This is a genomic window from Catellatospora aurea (assembly GCF_042663325.1).
GTDB lineage: Bacteria > Actinomycetota > Actinomycetes > Mycobacteriales > Micromonosporaceae > Catellatospora > Catellatospora aurea.
This window is the reverse complement of sequence record NZ_JBHTAC010000005.1, coordinates 38,675-59,769: the sequence shown is the minus strand read 5'-3', so window position 1 is coordinate 59,769 and position 21,095 is coordinate 38,675. Positions and strand designations below refer to the sequence as shown.

14 protein-coding genes are annotated in these 21,095 nt (G+C 70.8%); 6 read left to right on the top strand and 8 right to left on the bottom strand.

The window, feature by feature from the left end; all coding sequences use genetic code 11:
• Nucleotides 1-404: 404 nt before the first annotated feature.
• Entirely contained in the window at nt 405-1,055 is a 651-nt protein-coding gene (locus ACFQO7_RS06770) for an adenylate kinase (protein ID WP_376805611.1), read from the top strand.
• A gap of 309 nt (nt 1,056-1,364) precedes the next feature.
• On the opposite strand, the gene ACFQO7_RS06765 is transcribed toward ACFQO7_RS06770, so the two are convergent.
• Nucleotides 1,365-2,441 (bottom strand): hypothetical protein, encoded by a 1,077-nt coding sequence (locus ACFQO7_RS06765; RefSeq protein WP_376805610.1) that lies wholly within the window; start codon nt 2,439-2,441, stop codon nt 1,365-1,367.
• A 357-nt stretch (nt 2,442-2,798) separates the two neighbouring features.
• Here ACFQO7_RS06765 and ACFQO7_RS06760 point away from each other — a divergent pair, with 357 nt between their 5' ends.
• Both ACFQO7_RS06760 and ACFQO7_RS06755 read left to right on the top strand, forming a co-directional pair.
• A complete protein-coding gene (locus tag ACFQO7_RS06760; RefSeq protein WP_360538333.1) occupies nt 2,799-3,005 on the top strand; it encodes a type II toxin-antitoxin system VapB family antitoxin in 207 nt (68 codons plus the stop codon).
• Entirely contained in the window at nt 3,002-3,433 is a 432-nt protein-coding gene (locus tag ACFQO7_RS06755) for a PIN domain nuclease (RefSeq protein ID WP_360538331.1), read from the top strand. The genes ACFQO7_RS06760 and ACFQO7_RS06755 overlap by 4 nt, the downstream gene beginning before the upstream one ends.
• A 262-nt stretch (nt 3,434-3,695) precedes the next feature.
• On the opposite strand, the gene ACFQO7_RS06750 is transcribed toward ACFQO7_RS06755, so the two are convergent.
• From ACFQO7_RS06750 to ACFQO7_RS06740, 3 genes are all read right to left on the bottom strand, one after another.
• Nucleotides 3,696-4,625, bottom strand: coding sequence for a hypothetical protein (locus ACFQO7_RS06750; RefSeq protein ID WP_376805609.1), 930 nt, complete (start codon nt 4,623-4,625; stop codon nt 3,696-3,698).
• A 125-nt stretch (nt 4,626-4,750) separates the two neighbouring features.
• On the bottom strand, nt 4,751-5,308 hold the full coding sequence (locus ACFQO7_RS06745) for an MBL fold metallo-hydrolase (protein ID WP_376805608.1): 558 nt from the start codon (nt 5,306-5,308) through the stop codon (nt 4,751-4,753).
• Entirely contained in the window at nt 5,305-5,583 is a 279-nt protein-coding gene (locus tag ACFQO7_RS06740) for a hypothetical protein (protein ID WP_376805607.1), read from the bottom strand. The genes ACFQO7_RS06745 and ACFQO7_RS06740 overlap by 4 nt, the downstream gene beginning before the upstream one ends.
• Between ACFQO7_RS06740 and ACFQO7_RS06735 the strand changes: the two genes are divergently transcribed.
• A complete protein-coding gene (locus ACFQO7_RS06735) occupies nt 5,582-8,536 on the top strand; it encodes a helix-turn-helix transcriptional regulator (RefSeq protein ID WP_376805606.1) in 2,955 nt (984 codons plus the stop codon). The genes ACFQO7_RS06740 and ACFQO7_RS06735 overlap by 2 nt on opposite strands.
• A 248-nt stretch (nt 8,537-8,784) precedes the next feature.
• The gene (locus ACFQO7_RS06730) at nt 8,785-14,964 is read left to right on the top strand and encodes a S8 family serine peptidase (protein ID WP_376805605.1); all 6,180 of its coding nucleotides are present in this window, start codon (nt 8,785-8,787) and stop codon (nt 14,962-14,964) included.
• Nucleotides 14,965-15,193: 229 nt separating this feature from the next.
• Here the strand turns inward: ACFQO7_RS06730 and ACFQO7_RS06725 are convergent, their stop codons facing one another.
• The 4 genes from ACFQO7_RS06725 to ACFQO7_RS06710 form a co-directional block, all read right to left on the bottom strand.
• Nucleotides 15,194-15,766: a dienelactone hydrolase family protein gene (locus ACFQO7_RS06725; protein ID WP_376805604.1), complete on the bottom strand. Its 573-nt coding sequence runs from the start codon at nt 15,764-15,766 to the stop codon at nt 15,194-15,196.
• Between the two features lie 102 nt (nt 15,767-15,868).
• The gene (locus tag ACFQO7_RS06720) at nt 15,869-16,048 is read right to left on the bottom strand and encodes a hypothetical protein (RefSeq protein ID WP_376805603.1); all 180 of its coding nucleotides are present in this window, start codon (nt 16,046-16,048) and stop codon (nt 15,869-15,871) included.
• Nucleotides 16,049-16,086: 38 nt separating this feature from the next.
• On the bottom strand, nt 16,087-17,271 hold the full coding sequence (locus ACFQO7_RS06715; RefSeq protein ID WP_376805602.1) for a glycoside hydrolase family 3 N-terminal domain-containing protein: 1,185 nt from the start codon (nt 17,269-17,271) through the stop codon (nt 16,087-16,089).
• A 42-nt stretch (nt 17,272-17,313) separates the two neighbouring features.
• Complete coding sequence (locus ACFQO7_RS06710; RefSeq protein ID WP_376805601.1) at nt 17,314-18,198, bottom strand: alpha/beta fold hydrolase; 885 nt, start codon at nt 18,196-18,198, stop codon at nt 17,314-17,316.
• Between the two features lie 428 nt (nt 18,199-18,626).
• On the opposite strand from ACFQO7_RS06710, the gene ACFQO7_RS06705 reads away from it, so the two are divergent.
• Nucleotides 18,627-21,080, top strand: a complete 2,454-nt coding sequence (locus ACFQO7_RS06705; RefSeq protein WP_376805600.1) for a glycosyl hydrolase family 28-related protein — start codon at nt 18,627-18,629, stop codon at nt 21,078-21,080.
• Nucleotides 21,081-21,095: the final 15 nt, after the last annotated feature.

The window sequence follows — 21,095 nt, the reverse complement described above, 5'->3', positions numbered from 1 at the left end:
ATGCCTGGCCTCTCACTGACAGCCTAGCAGCTTGCTAATCTTAGCAGCTGGTTAGATCGTATCAGGTCGATGGATGGCTCGGGTTCGAAGTGCTCGCATGCCCGGATCGTTCGAATCATGACCATTCTGCGGCGAGCGCGGAGCTCGACAATGCTCCGGCCGGTACACCGTCGGCTCTGGCCGCGCTCCGGCGGGGCCTGGGGCGAACAGACACTGCACGGTGACGACCGCGGTCGAGTCTCGTTGGACGCGGGCAGTCAACCACATACGGCGGGCAATGTCACGACTTGCCATTCTTCGCAAGTGATTAAGTCCTGCGGGTGATCCTGATCATTGTCCGCAGGCCGTCGCGGCCCCAAAAATCGCCTGTAACCGCAACCAACGACTGCTGTCCAGGTGAGTGAGTGAAGCTCGTACTGCTCGGCCCGCCCGGCGCGGGCAAGGGAACCCAGGCCGACCTGCTGGCCACCGGCCTCTCCGTGCCGAAGATCTCGACCGGGGACCTCTTCCGTGCCCACGTGTCGACCGAGACAACGCTGGGCCTGCTGGCGAAGTCCCACCTCGACGCCGGAACCCTCGTACCCGACGAGGTGACCGTCGGCATGGTGACTGCCAGACTCGCAGAGCCCGACACCTGTCCCGGGTTCATCCTCGACGGCTTCCCGCGCACTCTCACGCAGGCCCGACTGCTGGACGAGATGCTCGACCACGACGGGCGGCGGCTGGACGCCGTGCTCGAATTCCACGTCGACACCGCCGAGGTCACCCAGCGGATGTCCGGGCGGCGTACCTGCCGCGCATGCGCGGCGGTGTGGCACCTCGTCCACCGCCCGCCGACCTGCGGGCGCTGCGGCACGTGCGGTGGCGAGCTCTACCAGCGTGCCGACGACGAGCCGGCTACGATCGCCCACCGGCTGCAGGTGTACGCCACGCAGACCGCACCGCTGGCCGACCACTACCACACCTGCGGCCTCCTGGCCCAGATCGACGCGGCAGGGACCGTGGAACAGGTCTCCCAGCGGGCGCTGGCCGCGCTCATGCCGGCGCTGGGCTGAGCCGCCAGCGGGATCAGTACCGGCCGGTAGATCACGTAAGCTCCGATGCCACCACATGCGCCCACAGGCCGCGGCGTTCGCGCAGCCGTGACTGCTGCTGGGCGGTCCACGGGCCGGCGAGCTCGGCGACCAGTTTGCCCAGTCGTCGCCGACCGCGTACACGTCGAAATCCCCATCGACCTCCTCGACCGACCAACAACCGCTGGTCGACGAATGGTTGCCAGGGTCCGAGAGATCTTTTCAGCCGATCCTTCCGCGCGCGACGCGGGCCGCCGCCGCGAGGCCTACGCAGGCCGACCGGCCTCGCCACTACCCAGCGAAAGCGACGACCCAGACGCCGACCAGGAGCAGCAGCGGGACGAGGACGACGGCTGGAAACGGGCGCCGCAGCGGAGCGTATGGCGGCGCGAGACCGATCAGCCCTTCGGCTGACACGTCCGCGCCGCCCGCCGGGCCGGAGTCAGCCGCGACGGCGGAGTCGTCCAGCTCCGCAAGCCGTGCGTACAGCGCATCCGCGGTCTCGCTCATCCACCTCCAGGTCCGGGGATCGGCGCAGGACAGCAGCCGGACGTGGGAGTACACGAAGAGGCGGTCCTCGACGACCTCCACGTCGAAGACCGTCTGCCCTGGCCCGACGAACCTGGCGACGATCTCCGGCGTGAACAGCGCACCGGCCCAGCCCTCCGCCTCCGCCGGGCAGTGCAGCCGGAACGTGTCCGCGAACGGGCCGCCCAGCAGCGCGCGCCCCGTCGCGGGCTGGGCGGGCAGGCTCGATCCGAGCCGCCGTCCGCCGGAGCGGGCTTCGAGCACGATCCGCGGCATCCGTCGGCCCAGCGTGAGGGCGAAGTAGGACCAGTGGAGCGACTCGCCCGCGCGGCCCTTCTGAATCCAGGCGCGGTGGTTTGCGACCTCCAGCGGACGAGGTCCGGAGCGGCGCAGCCGCGCCGAAGCGCGACGCAGGGTGCCGCGCTGGAAGACGAGCCCCGGCAGGTCCGGCTCCCTGACCTCGGGCGTGAAGTCGAGCCCGTTCGCGGCGGCGAACCGGTGCAGCCTGAACAGCTCCTCCCGCTCGCCCCTCCGTACGTGGGCGACCCAGCTGAACACCGCGGCGACGAGGCAGGCGGCCGTGCCGATCGACAGTAGCAGGGCTCGGCCTCGCAGCGGGTCCTCCGGCGCGTCCGCGCTCAATGCGTAGAGCGCCAGGGCTGCGAAGACGAGGGCAGCGACGACGGCTGTCGTGACTGCGTAGAGGACGATCAGGCCGACCCCGACGTTCCACCGCGAGCGGTGCCCGAGGAACCGAGCGGTGAACTGCCGCATCTCGGGGCGGGTGGAGCAGACGGTGAGCGGCGTCGTGTCGAGCGTCCCCTCAGATGTCACCGTCACCCGCGGACTCCCTGCTTCTCATCAGCACGGCGCCACCATACTCGAGCGTCACCACCGCGCCACCGCGAAGCCGCGCTGCTCAGGGCACGAGCACCTTCACCGAGCGCAGGCCCTGCGGCCGTCCTTGCCGGTCGGAGCCCCCGTGAGCGATGCGGACCCGGAGTCTGGTGCCCGATCGCTGGCAGAACTCTCCGTCGAGGCCATTCGGATCTGGGCCTGAGCTGACCGGCGTGGTGGCGTCCGGCCATGCCGAGGCGGCGATCCTGTGGGCCGGATGGACGCGGCGAGGGTTCGAGCCGGTCGCCCAAGATCGCCGTACGTTGCGATCTTGATATCAAGATAGGCATACTTGATGTCATGGCACGTACTGTGATTGATCTGGACGACGCCCAGCTGGAAGCGGCAGCTCGCGAACTGGGCACGAAGACAAAGGTCGATACCGTGAATGCGGCGCTCGCCTTCGTCGCCGAACGACGCCGACGCGCCGAGGTCTTCGACGACCCGTTCGTCTGGGGCAGCCCCGACTTGGCAGACCCCGAAGTCCGGGCGGCAGCCCGCCGGTGACTGCGATCCCTGCGGGGCTGTACCTGGCCGACACCAGCGCGATCGCGCGCGTTCAGCATGACCCGGTGCGGGCGGAGCTGACCCGCATGGGCAGGGCCGGCCTGCTCGCCACCTGTGTCGTCGTGGACCTCGAGGTGCTCTACTCCGCGCGCAGCCCGGAAGAGTACGCGCGCACTGCGGCTCTGCGAGCAGCCGGCTTCGTGGACCTCCCACCGACACCGGAGATCGCCCGCCGCGCACGTGAGATACAGGCGATGCTCGCCCGGCGAAGTCAGCATCGAGCTGCGGGCTGCCCGGACATCCTCACTGCGGCCATCGCGGAGCACTACGCCGCCACGGTCGTCCACTACGACTCCGATTTCGAGCACATCGCCACGGTCTCCGGGCTGCAAACCCGATGGGTCGTGCCCCGCGGCACCGTCCCTTAGGCGCCTGGGACAGCGATCTCGCGCGGGAGCGCGGGCCTGCGGCGATGAGGTCACCTGGCAGCGGCTCGCCGTGACGTGGCTGTCTCTACCGGCAGCGGATCACCCTGAACGGCCAGAACCGATTTCGCATTCTGCTGTGCCCGCCCCACCAATCTGGCAGTACGCGAGCCGTGCTGTCAGAAGGTAGTCGATCAAGGGCTGGCTCTCGAGCCAGCCCTTGATCGTTTGTCGCGCTCGCGATGGAGACGACGCGGGTTCGGGGTCAGCCGGCGACCGTGTACGAGAAGGTCACCGTGTTGTCGGCCGGCGTCACGTCCGTGATGGGCGTGAATCCCCAGCCGTTCTGCACGGTCGAGGAGATCGTGCCGGTCGAACCGATCACCGTGTCCTCCGGCGCGTGGATGAGCATGTCGAACGAGCGCACCTCGCCGTCGAACCAGTCGCCGCCCGGTGCGGAGCAGCCGGTCCAGCACGGCGCGTTGGCGCTGGGCTCGGTGTCCGGCGTGTACCAGCCGGCCGGGACGTCCACGCCGACCCACACCTCGTTGTTCGGCGCGTCGCCATGCCAGGCCAGCGTCATCGGCAGGCGGCCCAGGAACGAGCCGTCCGCCTGGCGTACGAGCGTCACGCTGCCGCCTGCGGTGAGGGTCATGTCGGTCTGGGTGTCCTGGACATAGGGCACCGGGTCCTTCAGCTTGCCGTTGGCGCCCCGGAACGTGGCGTTGAAGTCGCGTACCTTGCTCACCGTGCCGGCGATACCGTCCACGATGCTGAGCCGGCCGCCCGTGGCCACCATCGGCACGGTCTGCACCGGCGTGTACGCGTGGAAGGTAAGCGTGTAGGTCCGCGTCTGTCCAGGCTCGAACGACTCCAGTCCGCAGCCGATGGTCCGGCGCTGGTCCTCGCCGTAGTTGAACATGCAAGGCGTGTCGATGCTGATGCTGTCCCACGAGTGGGCCGTCGGCTCCTCGATGACGACGCTCAGGTTCGGGTTGGCCGTCGTACCCCGGTGGGTGACGGTGAACTGCATCGTGCCGGTGTATCCGCGTTCGGCCGGGTCCAGCACCAGGCGCGTGTGCGTGAGGGCGGCCGGGTAGAGCGGCTCCTCGGCCTGCGCCGGGCTGGCGGCCGCGACGAGCAGGGCCGCGCCTGCCGCCGCGAGCACCGAAAGTCGCTTCAGGTTCAGGTTCATGGGTTCCTCCCGTGATGTCGTACGCGATCGTCTTCGGCGTACGCAACACAAGAGGGCTATCGGCATGTGCGGAGTTGTCATCCGCTCCGAGAAAGTTTCGCGGAGCGCAGGTGCCCGCTCAGGTGCTAATGCTCGCGGCTTCGGTCGGCGTGAAGCAAGGTGGTAGGTCGCGCCGAGCGGGAAGAGGCGTCCGGGTTCGGCGGACATCTCGACGTGGCAGCCGAGGACATGCGTGCGAGGTCGAAGTCGGCGGTGCCGGTCGGCCAGGTGTCGGCGAGCCCGAAGAATTCTCGTACGCTGTCGGCGTCGTGGCCGACGACGGTCGTGTCCGGCCGGTCGGCGAACTGCGGGTCGCCGGCGACGTGGTCGCCGTGGCCGTGCGAGTGCGCGACCACCAGGGGGTACCCCGGGTCGCCGGTGGCCTGGGCGAGCATGTGGTCGACGGTCGCCCGCAGCGGGAACAGGTCAGGGTCGGCCGTGGCGCCGGTGTCCAGCAGCAGCGCCCGCTGGTCGCCGACGAACAGATACATGAACGGGGCCTCGTAGTTGACCGTCTTGCTCTGACGCATGATCGCGGTGCCGCCGGCGTACCAGTGGATCTGGATGGCCGGTTCGACGGTGCGTGCCCGACGTGGCGTGCCGTGGTTCCAGTGGACGTCGAGCTGGGGGGTGGCGTGGGTCATCGGTCTTCTCCCATCGGGGTGGCGGCGAAGAAGAATCGGATGTGCCGCTGGTCCGGCGGCGTGTCCGCGCTGCGGTTGAGGTGCGGCGCGAGCAGGGCGGTCCACTGGGCTTTGAGGTCGACGGCCTCCTGCGCGGTCAGCGCGGCGATGCCGGAGGTGATGCCGAGCCCGGCCCGCCAGGCCGGCTCCTCGTCGAATTCCGGTGGAGCATCCCGCGAGGCGAAGTCGCCGCCATGTCTTGCGCCCGAGCTTCGAAAAACGAGATCATCACCCATGCTCGACCCCTCGCTCGAAGACGACGGAAATTCACCGACGGTTTCCACGCCGGATTTCGTGGGTCGTGATCGGGAGATGGCGGCGCTCCGGGGCGCGTTGGCCTGGCCGCCGGCGATCGTGCTGGTGGAGGGCGAGGCGGGCATCGGCAAGAGCCGACTGCTGCGGGAGTGGCTGGCGGCCCCGGACCGGCGCACCGCCTTGGTATCGGTGTGTCCGCCCCTTCGCGAGTCGCTGACCTTGGGGCCGATCGTCGACGCGTTCCTCGGGATCGACCGCCCGGTGTCGGGATTGCCGCTCACCGCGCTGGCGGGTGCGCTGCGGCCCCTGTTCCCGGAATGGTCCGCGGACCTGCCGCCCGCACTGCAGCCCTTGGACGATGCGAAGGCGGCGCGGCATCGCCTGTTCCGTGCCCTGGACGAGCTGCTGCGGGCGCTGCGGGTCGACGTTCTCGTGCTCGAGGACGCCCACTGGGCCGACGAGATGACTTTGGAGTTCCTGCTGTTCGTCGCCTCTCGGCAGCAGACGGACGGGCCGAGCCTCGTGATCTCTTACCGGCCGGAGGAGGTGGCCGACGGGTCGCTGCTACTGCGGCTGACGTCCCGGTTGCCCGCCGGGGTGACCCAGCTGAGGATCGCCCTGACGCCGATGCGGCCCGACGACACCGCGGCGCTGGTGTCCTCGATGCTGGACGGCAACCCGATCTCGCAGGAGTTCGCGACGTTCCTGCACGAGCGGACCGGTGGTGTTCCGCTGGCGCTGGAGGAGTCGGTTCGCCTCATGTGCGACCGCGCCGACCTCGTCTTCCGCGACGGGCAGTGGGTCCGGCTGAAGCTGCGCGAGCTGCGGATGCCGCCGACGGTGCGCGACTCCACCCGCGAGCGGGTGAGCCGGCTGTCGCCGTCGGCGCAGCAGGTGCTGCGAGCCGCGGCGACGTTGGCCGAGCGGTCGTCGGCTGCCACGATTGCGGTGACCGCAGGCCTGTCACCCGATGCGTGCCGGGCCGCCATCGCGGAGGTGGCCGACGCAGGCGTCCTGGACGCGGACGACCGCGGCCGGTGGCGGTTCCGGCACGTGCTGGCCGCCACGGCTGTCTACGAAGCGATCCCGTTGACCGACCGCAGACATCTCCACCTGCTGGCCGGCCAGGCCTTGGAGAGCATTCACCCGCTGCCTGTCGCACGCCTCGCCCACCACTTCCGGGAGGCAGGCGAGCGGCAGTCCTGGGCGCGGTACGCCGAGCAGGGCGCCGAGCTGGCCATGGCGTCGGGCGACCACACCAGGGCGGTCGACATGCTCGTCGATCTGCTGGCGTGGGCCGTGTTGCCGCCCGCGGACCGGGCCCGGGTCGCGCGGCTCGCCGGAGTCGCCGCGCTGGGTCGCCGCGAACCGGTCGACGAGGTCTACCACCGCGTGATCCGTACCCTGCGCTCGGTGCTGGAGACGCCGGGTCTGTCCGCCCGCCAGCAGGCCGAGATCCGCAACCCCCTGGGGCGGCTGCTGATCACCGGGGGTGAGGCGCAGGCCGCCCTCAGCGAGCTGGAGCAGGCGGTGGCCAACCTCGATCACGACCCGGTCGAGGCGGCCCGGGCGATGACCTATCTGGGCTGGGCCTATGCGGGGCCGTGGCCGGCGTCGACCCATCGGCGCTGGCTGGATCGCGCGGCTGAACTCACCGCCGCGTGCGACTCTCCCGCGGAGCGGCTGAACCTGGCCGGCAACCGGGCTGCGGCGTTGCTCATGCTCGGCGAGGAGGAGGCTTGGGACGTCGTCGCCGGCCTGCCCGTCGACGGCGCGACCTCGGCGGAGCGTCTCGACGTGGCCCGCATCCACACCAACGTCGGGACCGGCGCGCTGATCTGGGGCCGGTACGCCGACGCGGAGGAACACCTCGCCGTGGCCATGCGCCTCGCCGAGGCCGAGCAGGCGTCCCGGTTGCAGCACAACGTCCGGCTCGAACAGGCCAACCTGGCGTGGCTCACCGGCCGGTGGGAGGGCCTCGCGGAGCTGAGCGCGGCACTCGTCGACGTCGACCGCGACCGGCCGGCGCACTACCTCGGCAGCGTCCGCCTCGCGGCCCGGCTGGCCGCCGCGGCCGGCCGGCGGCGCGCGGCGGAGGAGCAGTTCCGGCTGGTCCTGGAGGAGTCCGCGCGGCTCGGCGCAGCCGACGACACGATGGAGGCCGCCGCCGCGCTGGCCAGGCTGTGGCTGACGGACGGGAACAGCGGCCGGGCGCTGCAGATCACGAACGAGCCGATGGACACCGTCCGGCGAAAGGGCATCTGGGTCTGGGCGACGGACCTCGTCCCCGCCCGGATCGAGGCGCACCTCGCCGCGGGCGACCTGAACGCCGCGACCCGTCTGGGCGACCAGTTCGCCCGGGGTCTGCGCGGCCGTACGGCCCCCGCGCCGCGCGCCGCGCTCGCGGTGTGCCGTGCCCTGCTGGCCGACGCGGCCGGGGACCACGCCCGCGCGGCGACGGCATACGAGCGAGCGGCGTGCGCCTGGAGCGCGTTGTCGCGCCCCTATGACGCCATGCTCGCCCGCGAGCGTCGGGCCGAGGCGCTCGTGGCCCAAGGCGAGCTCGAACAGGGCCTGGAGCTGCTGGCCGCACAGTACGAGCAACTGTTCAGGCTCGGCGCCCGCGGCGACGCGGACCGGGTCGCGCAGCGCCTTCGTGAACACGGCGCCGAGGTGCCGCGACTGTGGCGCGGCGGCCGGCGCGGGTACGGCGACCAGCTCTCACCCCGGGAGCTCGACGTGGTCCAACTGGTCGTCGCCGGCAAGACGAACCGCGAGATCAGCCGGGTTCTGGCCAAGTCGCCGGCCACAGTGGACCAGCAGCTGCGAGCGGCGATGCGCAAGCTGAAGGTGACCTCCCGGACCGCGCTCGCGGTCAAGGCGGTGGAGGCCGGAGTGTTCGCCGAAGAGGACTCCCTCGAAGACCCGTCGTGAAAATTGACGTATCCGCCGGATAGCTAAGGTCACCCGGCCACCCCGAGCATGGCTCCATGATCCATAGCCCCTGGGCGATCGATGCCTGAGCGACCTGTCGCGCGTGACGACGCCGCCGTCGAGCATCCGCCACCACCCGAGCCGCCCCGTCAGCCGTGCGTCGGTGACCCCTGCGCCCGCGACGCCGACGGTGCCGGCGACCACCGGAACCACGACCCCTACCAACCCCTGTAGGCCGAAGGATGCATGTGAAATTCAAAGCCCTCGCGGCTTCGCTGGCCGCGGCGATGGGCCTGAGCATGATCCAGGCAGCACCGGCGTTCGCCGCCGTGCCGGATCCAGGCCCCACCAACAAGATTGATTCGAGCCTGGCGGACCGCTTCCGCACGGAGCCGGCTTCCGACTTCTGGATCACCTTCGACACCGACGCCGACCTCGGCCCGGCGAAGAAGATCACCGACTGGACCGCTCGCGGTCGGTTCGTCTACGACGCGCTGACCGCGGCGGCGAAGAACTCCCTGGCATCCGTCTCCACCGAACTCGACCGGGCGGGCGTCAAGTACACCTCCTACCCGATCGCCAACGCCGTGCTGGTCAAGGGAGGCAGCGAGAAGCTCGCCCTCGACGTGGCCGCGAAGGCGCAGGTCGCCGAGATCCACGCGACGCCGCAGGTAGCGCTGGTCGAGCCCGTGGAGAAGGAGAGCCCGGCCGACCGGGCTGCCCGCCCCGCCGCGAAGGCCGCCGAGGCAGGCACCTCCACGTGGGGTCTGGACGCCATCCACGCTCCCCAGGCATGGGCCATGGGCGGCACCGGCGCGGGCATCACCGTGTCCAACATCGACTCGGGCGTCCAATTCGACCACCCCGCGCTGATGCACCAGTACCGGGGCACCAAGCCCGACGGCACCGTCGACCACAACTACAACTGGATGGCCACCCGGGGCACCTGCACCGGCGCGCCGTGTGACGACAACGGACACGGCACGCACACCATGGGCACCATGGTCGGCGCCGACGGAGCCGACCACGTCGGCGTCGCGCCGGACGCGCGGTGGATCGCGACGAACGGCTGCTGCGACAGCTCCGGCGTCGAGTCGCTGCTCCGGTCCGGCTGGTGGCTGCTGGCCCCGACCGACGTCAACGGGAACAGCCCCGACCCGTCCAAGCGCCCGCACGTCATCAACAACTCGTGGGGTCAGAACGTCGAGCACGACTTCCACGACTTCTTCCAGGCCGTCGACGAGGCCTGGACCGCCGCGGGCATCTTCAGCGTCTGGTCGTCGGGCAACACCTCGCCGTACGCGGCCTGCGACACCGTCTCCACTCCCGGTGCCGCAGCGAGCGCCTACTCCGTCGGCGCCACCAAGTCGGACGGGACGCTGGCGTTGTTCTCCCGCAAGGGCGAGGGCGAAGGCGGCCGGATCAAGCCCGAGATCTCCGCTCCGGGCGAGGGCGTCTACTCGACCTACCCGAACAACAGCTACACCGAGATGTCCGGCACCTCGATGGCGGCGCCCCACGTCGCCGGCGCCGTAGCGGCGCTGTGGAGCTACGACCCGACCCTGATCGGGCAGGTCGAGGAGACCCGCCGCCTGCTCGGCGCGTCGGCCGTCGACGTCGACGACACCGAGTGCGGCGGCACCGCCGAGGTCAACAACAAGTACGGCGAAGGCCGGCTCGACCTCGTCCGCCTGCTGGAGCTCGCGCCTCGCAAGGGCGGCACCCTCACCGGTGTCGTCACCGCGAACGGCGCTCCGGTCCCCGCCGCCGAGGTGACGATCAGCGGCCCGTTCAGCCGGTCGATCGGCACCGACTCCGACGGCCGGTTCACGACGAACCTGCCGGTCGGCGACTACCGGCTCAGCACCAAGGTCTTCGGCCACCTGACCGCGACCGCCGACGTCACGATCACCCTGGGCCAGGACACCTCCGTCACGCTGCCGCTCACGGCCGCCGCGCGGCACGACGTCAGCGGCCGGGTCGTCGACGACAAGAAGCAGCCGGTCCCGAACGCCGACGTCTCCGTCAAGGACACGCCGCTGAAGCCGGTACGCACGGACGCCTCCGGCGCGTTCACGATCAGCGCCGTCCCCGAGGGCGAGTACCAGCTGGGCGTCAAGCCCAACGCCTGCTACTCGCCGACGACGGTCCCGCTGACCGTCGGCGCGCAGAACGAGTCGCGGGAGATCCCCGTCGGGCTCGTCGTCGACAAGGGCGGCTACAGCTGCGCCGTCTCCGACGGGGAGTACCTGCGCGGCACCGACCCGGTCGCGTTCGACGGCGGAGTCTGGGCGACGGTGAAACTGCCGTTCCCGATCGCGCTCTACAACGGCAGCCACGACACCCTCGGGGTCGGCCTGCGCGGCGTGATCTCCCCGGACCCCGACAGCGGACCCGGACCCGGCACCGGCGGTGCGGGCGTCTTCCCGTTCTACATCCAGTCCCCGGTCGAGTTCGCCCCCGGCGGCGGAGTCTTCACGGCGGCCACCAAGGTCAACGGTGAGGACGCGTTCGTCGTCGAGTACCGCAACACCAAGCTCTGGGCGTACCCCATCCGGTCGGAGTACACGGAGCCGGTCAGCTTCTCGGCCACGCTCACCCGCTCCGGCACGGTGATCCTCGGCTACGGCGACGGCATCGGAACCGACGACCCGGTGACCGCGGGCGCGAACGGCGTCACCGGCATCCAGGGCTGGGCGGGCGTCGACGGCATCCGGTTCTCCGACAACGCCCCGGTGCTGCGCGACGGCATGATCGTCACCTACGACCTGCCTGACTTCGGGTACCTCGACGCGACCGTCGTCGACAAGAACGACGGGCTGCCGGTGGCCGGGGCCAAGGTCTCGTTCGCGGACAAGGACGGGCTCGTCGAGACGGTCACGACCAACGGGACCGGCCTCGTGCATCGCCAGCTCCCGGTCGGCGACTACACCATGACGGTCGACGCGCCGAACTACACGACCGCGGCGTACCCCTTCTCCCTCGACAAGCTCTACGCGAGCGCCAAGGTCGACGCGCGGCTGACCACGGGCGTCGCCGGTCTGAAGGCCGACGGCCTCGAAGCGCTGCTGGGCGTCGGCCAGAACGGTACGGGCGAGCTGACGCTGACCAACAACGGTTCCGCCCCGCTCACGTACAGCCTGGGCGAGGCCGCGCGCCACCCCGAACTCGACGCGTCCGGCGCCACCACGCGCACCGGGAAGGGCGCGGCCGGCACGATCGACCTCGCCGCGTGGAAGGCGGGTGCGAGCGGCATGCAGCCGTCGAACGTGGACGGCAAGCCGACGTCGGTGAGCGCGGCGGAAGCGCAGGCGGCGGCGAAGGTCGGCACGACCTCCGGCGGTGACGTCATCACCCGGATCGCCGTTCCCGGCAGGGACAAGGTGACCACCGGCATCGGGTACGACGGCGACGTCTGGGTCCACGACTACGAGGCGCGGACCAACACCGCCTTCACGGTGGCGGGCAAGCCGACCGGGAAGGTCTTCGACGCGTCGTGGAACCCGGATTACCGGGCGTTCGACATGGCGCTCGACACCAGGACCGGCGACATGTGCCAGATGGAGGACAGCCCGGCCAGCTTCATCCACTGCTTCGACCGCAAGACGGGCAAGGAGACCCGGCAGATCAAGGGCGACTGGTCGACGCTGCAGCTGACCGGACTCGCCTACAACCCCGCCGAGGACGTGTTCTACGTCGGCGGCCGGCGCAACGGCATGATCGGCACCGTCGCCGGGACGTCGCACGACAACGCGGGTGCGCTGCTGTCCTTCTGCGCCCCGCCGCTGCCCGAGGTGATGGGCCTGGCCTACAACCAGGCGTCGGACACCATCTGGTACACCGACATCACCTGGAACCGGTTCAGCCGCCTGCTGCAGGTCGACCCCGACGACTGCTCGCTGGTGAACGCCTGGTGGTTCCCCGGCCAGAAGCCGGGCCAGGGCGGCGGCCTCGAAACCGACGCGACCGGTGCGCTGTGGGCGGCGGACCAGCTCACCGACGACGTCGTGCTGGTCGACGTCGAGGACGACCTGATCACCGACCTGCCGTGGCTGTCGCTCTCCTCGACCGGTGGCACCCTCGCCCCGGGCAAGTCGGCGACCGTCAAGGTCTCGATCTCCGCGAAGGGCACCAAGCCCGGAGTCCTCGGCGCGAACATCGTGGTGCGGTCCGACTCCGGCCGCCAGTCCAAGACCTACGTCCCGGTGACGCTGACGACCACGAAGTACCAGGTCGGCGTCAACGCCGGTGGTTCGAAGGTCACCGACGGATCCGGCTTCACCTGGTTCGGCGACCAGGCCGCAGGCAAGACGGCGTGGGGCTACGAGGGCCGGACGAAGGTCACCTCCACGAAGGCTCCGATCGCGGGCACGAGGGACGACGCCCTGTTCCAGTCCCAGCGCACCACGGCGGACCAGCGGCTGTTCTATCGCTTCCCCAACGCGCCCAAGGGCGCCTACGCGATCGATCTCGGGTTCGCCGAGATCGATCACGCGGCCCGGGGCAAGCGGGTGTTCGACGTCGTCGTGGACGGGAAGCTGGCGGTGTACTCGTACGACCCGGCCGCGGCCGTGGGGCCGTACACCGCCGACTGGCGCACCGCCGTCGTGCAGCACGAGGGCGGTGCGCTGACCGTGGAGCTGCGGGGTGCGAGGGGCCTGAAGGCGCCGACCATCGCCGCGCTGCGGGTGACGCTCGACCCGCGCAGGGACGCGGCGGAGCCGGAGCCCCAGCCCGAGCAGCCGGATCCGGGTCCCGTGCCGGTGGCCCCGGCCGGTCGTTCGTACACGATGAAGGTGACCGACGGGCTCTACCGCCAGGGCACGGAGGAGTCCAGCTGGCACGGCGACGACTCCTGCGGCGTGCTGTGGTTCGGCTCCGGTTTCCTGGCCCCGTTCTACGACACGGCCTGGGACGGCGTGTGCGTGACGACGAACGGCACGCTGACCTTCGACCGGGTCGGCACGTCGGGGTACAACACGGCACTGCCGTCGCCGGACCCGATCGACGCGGTCTACCCGTTCTGGGACGACCTCCTCGTCGACGACGAGGCGGGGATCTACTTCGGCACGACCGAGGTGGACGGGCAGGCGGCGCAGGTCGTCGAGTGGCGCAACGTCACCTTCTACAGTGACCAGACGGCTCGCGTGAGCTTCTCGGTCACCCTGATCGCGGACGGCCGGATCCAGATCGGGTACGGCGACGGCGTCGGCGGCGACAACCCGCTCACCCACGGGTCGTCGGCGACGGTCGGCGTGGAGAGCCTGAACCGCAACCCCGCGGCCCAGTACTCCTTCGACCAGCCCGTCCTGAAGGCCGGCCTGGGACTGGAGTACGCCATCCCGGCCGCGGGCACGATCGAGGGCACGGTCACCGACGCGAACGACGGCAAGCCGCTCGCGGGTGCGATCGTCACGCTCGGCGGGCCGAGCGGGGAACGGGTCATCACGGCCGACGAGCTGGGCCGCTGGAAGGCCCAGGCACTGGTCGGCGAGAACACGGTGGCGGTCTCGGCGCCGAACTACGTCACCGCCGGCCGCTCCGTGACCATCGCGAATAAGGATCAGGCGGAGGTGTTCAACACGGCGTTGACCACGGGCGTCGCCACCGTCACCGGCGGTGACCTCGACTGGCTCGTCGGCCCGAAGCAGAAGGCGACGGCCGACGTGACAGTGACCAACAAGGGCTCGGCCCCGCTCGATGTGCAGATCAGCGAGCAGAAGCGCACCGGCGACGGCGGGCACGAGGCCGCCGACCTTCCGTGGCTGACCCTCACCGGCGCGGCCGCGACCGGCACGGTCAAGCTCGCGGTCGGCCAGTCCACGACGGTCACGGTGACGGCCGACAACACCGGCGTCGCGCCCGGCGTGCTCGTCGGCGACCTGCTCGTGGCGTCGAACGCAGGCAAGGGCGAGGCCCAGTTCACGCCGGTACGCCTGGCGACCTCGGCCTACTGGAAGGGCGTCGACGTCGGCGGATTCGGGTACGTCGGCGCGGACGGCTTCGTGTGGGCACCCGACCAGGGGCTCGGCTCGCGGCCGTGGGGCTACGTCGGCGGCAAGGTGCAGGTCACCAAGGCCGACATCGCCGGCACCCAGGACGACGCGCTGTTCCGCACCCAGCGGACCGGCGACACGTTCAGCTACGTGTTCAAGAACGCCCCCGCCGGGAAGTACCGGATCTCCCTGGACTTCGCGGAGATCGAGAAGGTCAAGGCCGGCAGCCGCGCCTTCGATGTCCTGATCGACGGCAAGGTCGTGCTCTACGACCACGACGTGCAGGCCAAGGCGGGTGCGCTGACCGCGGACCTGAACATGGTCATCGTCGAGCACGCGGGCGGCGATCTGAAGATCGAGCTTCGCCGCGACAAGGGCGAGTGGGACCCGATCCTCAACGCCCTCAAGATCCAGCAGGATCCGCGCCCATGAGATAGCCGAACCTGTCCACCGATAACGGGCAGAGCCTCCACGAAAGGATCGTCGTGGGGGCTCTGCCCGCAACCACAGATTTCGTATCGGCAGATGACCCGCACTGGCCGGTATGCCGGTGTCACTCCGCTTACCCGCGCTTGGCACGCGGTTTGACACGACGGTGCGCCGGGCCGCTCGCCGGACGACCTCACGGCAGGCGGCCCGGCGGGGCCGGGTGGTGACCGCGTCAGCGGGCCAGGAAACCGAGGATCCGGTCGGTGACGAGCGCGGCGGCCTCGGCGTCGTACGTCGGCAGCGAGCTGTCGGTGAACAGGTGCCGGTCGCCCGGGTAGACGAACAGCTCTCCGTCGGCGGCCTCCTTGACCAGCTCGCGGGCCGCGTCGATGTCGCCCTCGCCGGCGAAGAACGGGTCCGCGTCCATGCCGTGGATCTGCACGGGCACCGCCGCGGGCCAGGTTCCGCCGAACTCCGACGGCGGCACGCAGGACTCCAGCAGCACCGCACCGCGAGCGCCGGGCCGGGTCTGCGCCAGCCGCTGCGCGGGCATCACGCCGAGCGAGAAGCCGAGGTAGACCAGTTCGGCGGGCAGCGCGTCGGCGGCCCGTACCCCCCGCTCCATGACCTCGCCGAACCCGGTCTCGCGGGCGTAGGCCAGCCCCTCGTCCAGCGTCGCGAAGACGTTGCCGTCGTACGAGTCCGGCGTGTGCACGGTGTGCCCGGCCTGGCGCAGCCGGTCGGCGAAGGCCAGCAGGCCCTCGGTCAGCCCTTGTGCGTGGTGGAACAGCAGCACTTCGGCCATGGGAAGCTCCTCGTCGGTCGGGGGAGTGTCTCGTGGCACCCTAGAACCCATTGCGGACGTTCTGCGTCCGGAACCGCCGCGCACCGCGGTTCCGAGCTTCGGTCACCGCCCCGGGGTCGGCGTGGTCTGCGGCGCCGGGGCGGCCAGGTCGTACACGTTGTCGGGCGTGACGACCCGGGTGACCACCTCGGCGATCCGGCCCGCGGCGTGCTGGGCGGGGATGTCGGTGTTCGCCGGCACTACCAGGGTGGCGTTGCGCTCCGGAATGGCGTCCTTGCCCACGGGAGTCCCCGGCCGCCCCGCGACATCATTCCGGCAGCTCAGCGTGGTGGCCACAGGGCGTCGATGCGGGCCACGGACCGGTCGATCTGCGCCGCGGGGATCTTGCCGGCGCGGACCAGCCCGAGCACGTGCTCGACGGTCTCGGTGACGATCGCCGGGTCGTAGACCGCCTGGTTGCAGAAGACGAGCTGATCCACGCCGGCCTCCAGGGCGTACGTGGTCGCCTCGTCCCGGGCGTACCGGCTGGTGATCGCGACGGCCTGCATGTCGTCGGTGACCACCACGCCGTCCCAGCCCAGCTGCCCGCGGAGCAGGTCGGTGACGACGGCATGGGACAGCGACACCGGCCGGTCGGGGTCGAGCTTGCGGTTCAGGAAGTGGGTGACCATGACGGTGTCGGCGGTGCCGGACTGGATCAGGCGCTGGAACGGCACGATCTCGGCCCGGGTCCAGGTGTCGGTCACGTCCACGGCTTCGAAGTCGGTGTTGCCGGTGGCGCTGCCCAGCCCGGGGAAGTGCTTGATCGAGGTGCGCACGTCGGCCTTGCGGTAGGTGTCGATCGTGTCGGTCGCGCAGGACACCACGACGTCGGGATTCGCCGAGAAGCTGCGGCCGAGCAGGGCGATCGCCGGGTTGTCCGGGTTCACCGCGAGGTCGGCGACGGGGGCGAAGTTGAAGTTCACGCCGATCTGCACCAGGGTCTGCGCCATGCCCCCGGCCCAGGCCCGAGTGGCCGGAGGCGAGTTGAGCGCGCCGATCTCGGCCTGCGACTTCGTGGCGGGGAAGCCGTTCTGCGGGCCGAGCCGAGCGATCTTGCCGCCCTCCTGGTCGATGGAGACGATCAGGCCGTGCGGGGCCGCCCCGGTCAGGGTCTTGATCAGCGCGGTGACCTGCGGCGGGGAGTCGATGTTGCGGCTCTCGCCGGTCAGCTGGTCCCGGTCGAACAGGATGACGCCGCCCAGTCCGCGTTCGGTGATGTCCTTCATGATCCAGTCGTCGGGGCCGACCTGCGCGCCGCGGAAACCCACGATCATCATCCGGGCGATCTTCTTGCGCAGCGCGGCCTCGTCCAGGGCGGGACTGGTCGCGGAGGCGGGCGTGGTGACCGCGGCCGCGGGCGTCGTCGCGCCCGGTCGCTTGGCGCAGCCGCCGAGCCCCGTGGCGACCAGTGCGGCCCCCGCCCCGGTGAGCAGCCCTCGGCGGGTGATCCCGTCGCCTGTCACGCCGTCCACGTTACTGAGCCGCACGCCTGCTCAGGTCTGTTATCAGGTCCTTTCCGCCGATCGCTCGCCTGTGCCGTCATGGGCTGCCCGGTCGGCGCGGAGGAAGTCTCGCACCGCGGCCGTGAAGGCCGCCGGCTGTTCGACCCAGGGCAGGTGCCCGGCGTCGAGGCTGATCCGGCGTGCGTTGCGCAGGGACCGGGCCAGGGAGTCCACGCTGCGGCGGGGACGGATGTCCCGGCTGCCGTCGATGATCAGCGTGGGCGTGCCGATGTCCGCGATCGCGGCGAGTGCCGCGCCCGAGTCCACGTATTCGCCGGTCTGCCGGCCCAGCGCGGCGTGGCAGTCGCGGTTGATCCCGAGGAACGGGGTCGCGAAGCGTTCGGCCTGCTCGAATGCCGTCGTAGTGTCGGCGAAGTCGGCGGACCACTGCAGCACCGCGAGCTCCCGCTCCTGCGCGGGGGTGCGCTCGTGGCCGTCCAGCTCGTCGAAGCGGGGCAGGTGGGGGCCGAGCCGGGCGCGCAGGTTGGTCACGAAGTCGGGCTTCCAGGTGGCATTCGGGTCCACGCCGACACCCGACACGTACACCAGGTGGCTGACGTGGTCGGGGTGGGCCAGGGCGTAGCGCAGCGCCAGCAGCCCGCCCCAGGAATGGCCGAGCACGGCGACCGGTGCGGGTCCCGTGCTACGGACGACGGCATGCAGGTCGGCGACGCTCTGCTCGATCGTGTACGGGCCCGGAGAGGGCGACCGGCCGCAGCCGCGCTGATCCCACCGCACCACGGTGAACCCGTCGTCGAACAGCGCGGCCGGGGCGTCGAAGTAGTCCCAAAGTCCAGGCCCGCCGTGGCACAGCACCAGCGGGGGGCCGCTGCCCGTGCGCCGGGTCCACAGCGGCGTCTCGTCGTCTGCGCGCACCGTCTCGGCCATTGCGCCATCATCCGCCTTTTGAAGATCCAGTGTGGACCGGCCGAGCAGTGCAAAGGCTTGCACAACTCTTCGGGTTAATTGCGTAAACGCTGCCGTCGTCGGGCCGTCGTGATGCCCGATCTGGCGTCGTTGTTCAGCCTGCCACGCTTCGAGCAAACGCCAAACACATTGTCTGATCAGGTACAAGGGGAGCTAATCCCACCAAGGTGGCCCGGTCGCAGCGCGCTGGACCTTTGTTTGAATTTTGCGTTGACCTCTGGACGTGGCGGCGGTGGCGGCCCTAATCTGCTGACGTCTCCGGACACGTTCGCGACGTGTCCGAAACAGCCGCCGAACACCGCCCGCTCCGCGTGCCGGCCGCGACTCACATGCCCCCGAACCCTTCAGCGCGCCCACATCCGCGCAGATCATCCCGATAGGAGCCATTGATGAAGCTCCGCACCGCACTGCTGGCCGCGACGACGCTCGCCGCGGCCGGCGTCCTGGCCGCCACGAACGCGACGGCCGCGCTCGCCGGTCCGGCCGTCCCGACCGTGCCCACCCTGCCCGGCACCGCCCTGCCGCTGCCCGTCCTCTACGGCGCACGCGGCGCGGCCGTTCCGTTCACCGAGTACGAAGCCGAGCACGCCCGCACCGACGGCCGCGTGCTCGCCGCGACCCGCGCGTTCACTCAGCTCGCCGCGGAGGCGTCCGGCCGCCGTGCGGTCGCCCTCGACGCGGGGGAGTGGGTCGAGTTCACCCTCGCCAAGCCCGCCAACGCCGTCGACGTGCGCTACTCCGTGCCCGACGGCACGACGGCGGCGCTGATGGTCACCGCCGACGGCACATCCGCCGGACGGCTGGCGCTCACCTCGAAGTACGCGCACGTGTACGGCAACTTCCCGTACACCAACGACTCGGCCGACCGGGGGCAGCACCACTACTTCGACGACGCGCGCACCATGTTCAACCGCACGCTGCCCGCAGGGACCCGGGTGCGGTTCAAGGCCACCGCGGCCGCCGTGGTCGACCTGGCCGACTTCGAGGTCGTCGCCCCCGCCCCGGCCGCGCCCGCGGGCTACCTGAACGCGCTCGACTTCGGGGCCGACCCGAGCGGCGCGGCCGACTCCGGCCAGGCGCTGCAGACGGCGATCGACACCGCCCGCGAGCAGCGGCGCGGCCTGTGGATCCCGCCGGGCGACTACGCCGTGACCCGCCACCTCCAGGTGGACCGGGTGACGGTACGCGGCGCGGGCCCGTGGCGCACCGTGCTGCGCGGCGCGGGCGTCGGCGTGTTCGGCAACGCCGCGCCGAACCCGAGCACGGCGGTGCACCTGTCCGACTTCGCCGTCTTCGGCGAGACCGTGGTGCGCGACGACGCCACCATCGACAGCGGCTTCGGCGGCTCGCTGAGCGACTCGACGATCCGCAACGTATGGGTCGAGCACGTCAAGGTGGGCATGTGGTTCGACGGCCCGTCCGAGGGCCTGACCGTCGACGGCGGCCGCGTCAAGAACGTCTGGGCCGACGGCCTCAACCTGCACAACGGGGTCAGCCACAGCACCGTGAGCAACCTGTTCGTGCGCAACACCGGCGACGACGGCATGGCGATGTGGTCGGCCGCGAACGCCGACACGGGCAACACCTTCACCCGTAACACGGTCTCGGTGCCGCTGCTGGCCAACGGCTTCGCGGTGTACGGCGGCCGCGACAACACGGTCAGCGACAACGTCGCCGCCGACACCGTCACCCAGGGCGGCGGCGTGCACGTCGGCAACCGCTTCGGCGCGAGCCCGCTCGCCGGCACCACCACGATCAGCGGCAATCTGCTGGTGCGCGCAGGCAGCCTGGTGCCCAACGAGCCGACGCAGATCGCCGCGCTGTGGTTCTGGGCCGCCGACGCCCCGATGACCGGGACCGTCCGGGTCCGTGACACCACGCTGCTGGACAGCTCGTACGCCGGTCTGCAGTTCTTCGGCAAGTCGATCACGAACGTGTCGGTGGAGCGGGTGACCGTCGCCGGGGCGGGCACCGTCGCCCTGCAGTTGCAGTCGCCGGGCGCGGCCTCGTTCACGAAGATGGTCGCGTTCGGACTGGGTGACAAGGGCGTGCACGACTGCGCCACCGGCTTCACGGTGACCCGCGGCGCGGGCAACCTCGGCTGGAACGGCGTCCGCTGCGGCTTCGCCCCGGCCGGGCAGCTGGAGATCGCCCAGGCCACCGGGGTCGAGTACGGCTTCCAGCCGATCGGCACCGAGGCCGTGCGGCCCGTCGCGATCACCAACCCGGGCCCGCTGCCGATCACGGTCGACGCCGTCGTGCCGCCGCGCGGGTACGCCGTCGACAGCGGCTGCGCCGTGATCGCGGTCGGCGCGACCTGCACACTGCAAGTGCGCTTCGCCCCGCAGTCCTCGGGCAACTACGCGGGGCTGCTGACCGTCCACAGCACCTCACCCGCCGGTCCGTACGTGGTGGGACTGAAGGGCATCGGGTTCGACCCGGACGGCAACCTGGCCCTGGGCCGCGACATCACGTCCAGCTCGCAAGCGGGCTGGTGGATCGCGCCGCCGAACCTGGTCGACGGCGACCAGTCGACGTACTTCGAGAGCCTCAACGGGGCCTTCCCACAGACCGTCACGCTGGACCTCGGCCACCAGGTGTCGGTCAGCCGGATCGTGCTTAAACTGCCCGCCAACTGGGGCGGCCGGTGGCAGACGATCGCCGTGTCGGCCGACGGCGCACCGCTGGTGGACGCGGCCGAGCACCTGTTCGCCCCGGAGAGCGGCAACGTCGTCACGATCACCTTCCCGGCCGTGACGGCCTGGGAGCTGACGCTGACGTTCACGGCCAACACCGGGTGGCCGGCGGCGCAGATCTCCGAGTTCGAGGTCTACGCGCACTGACCGCGCGCCGCGTCC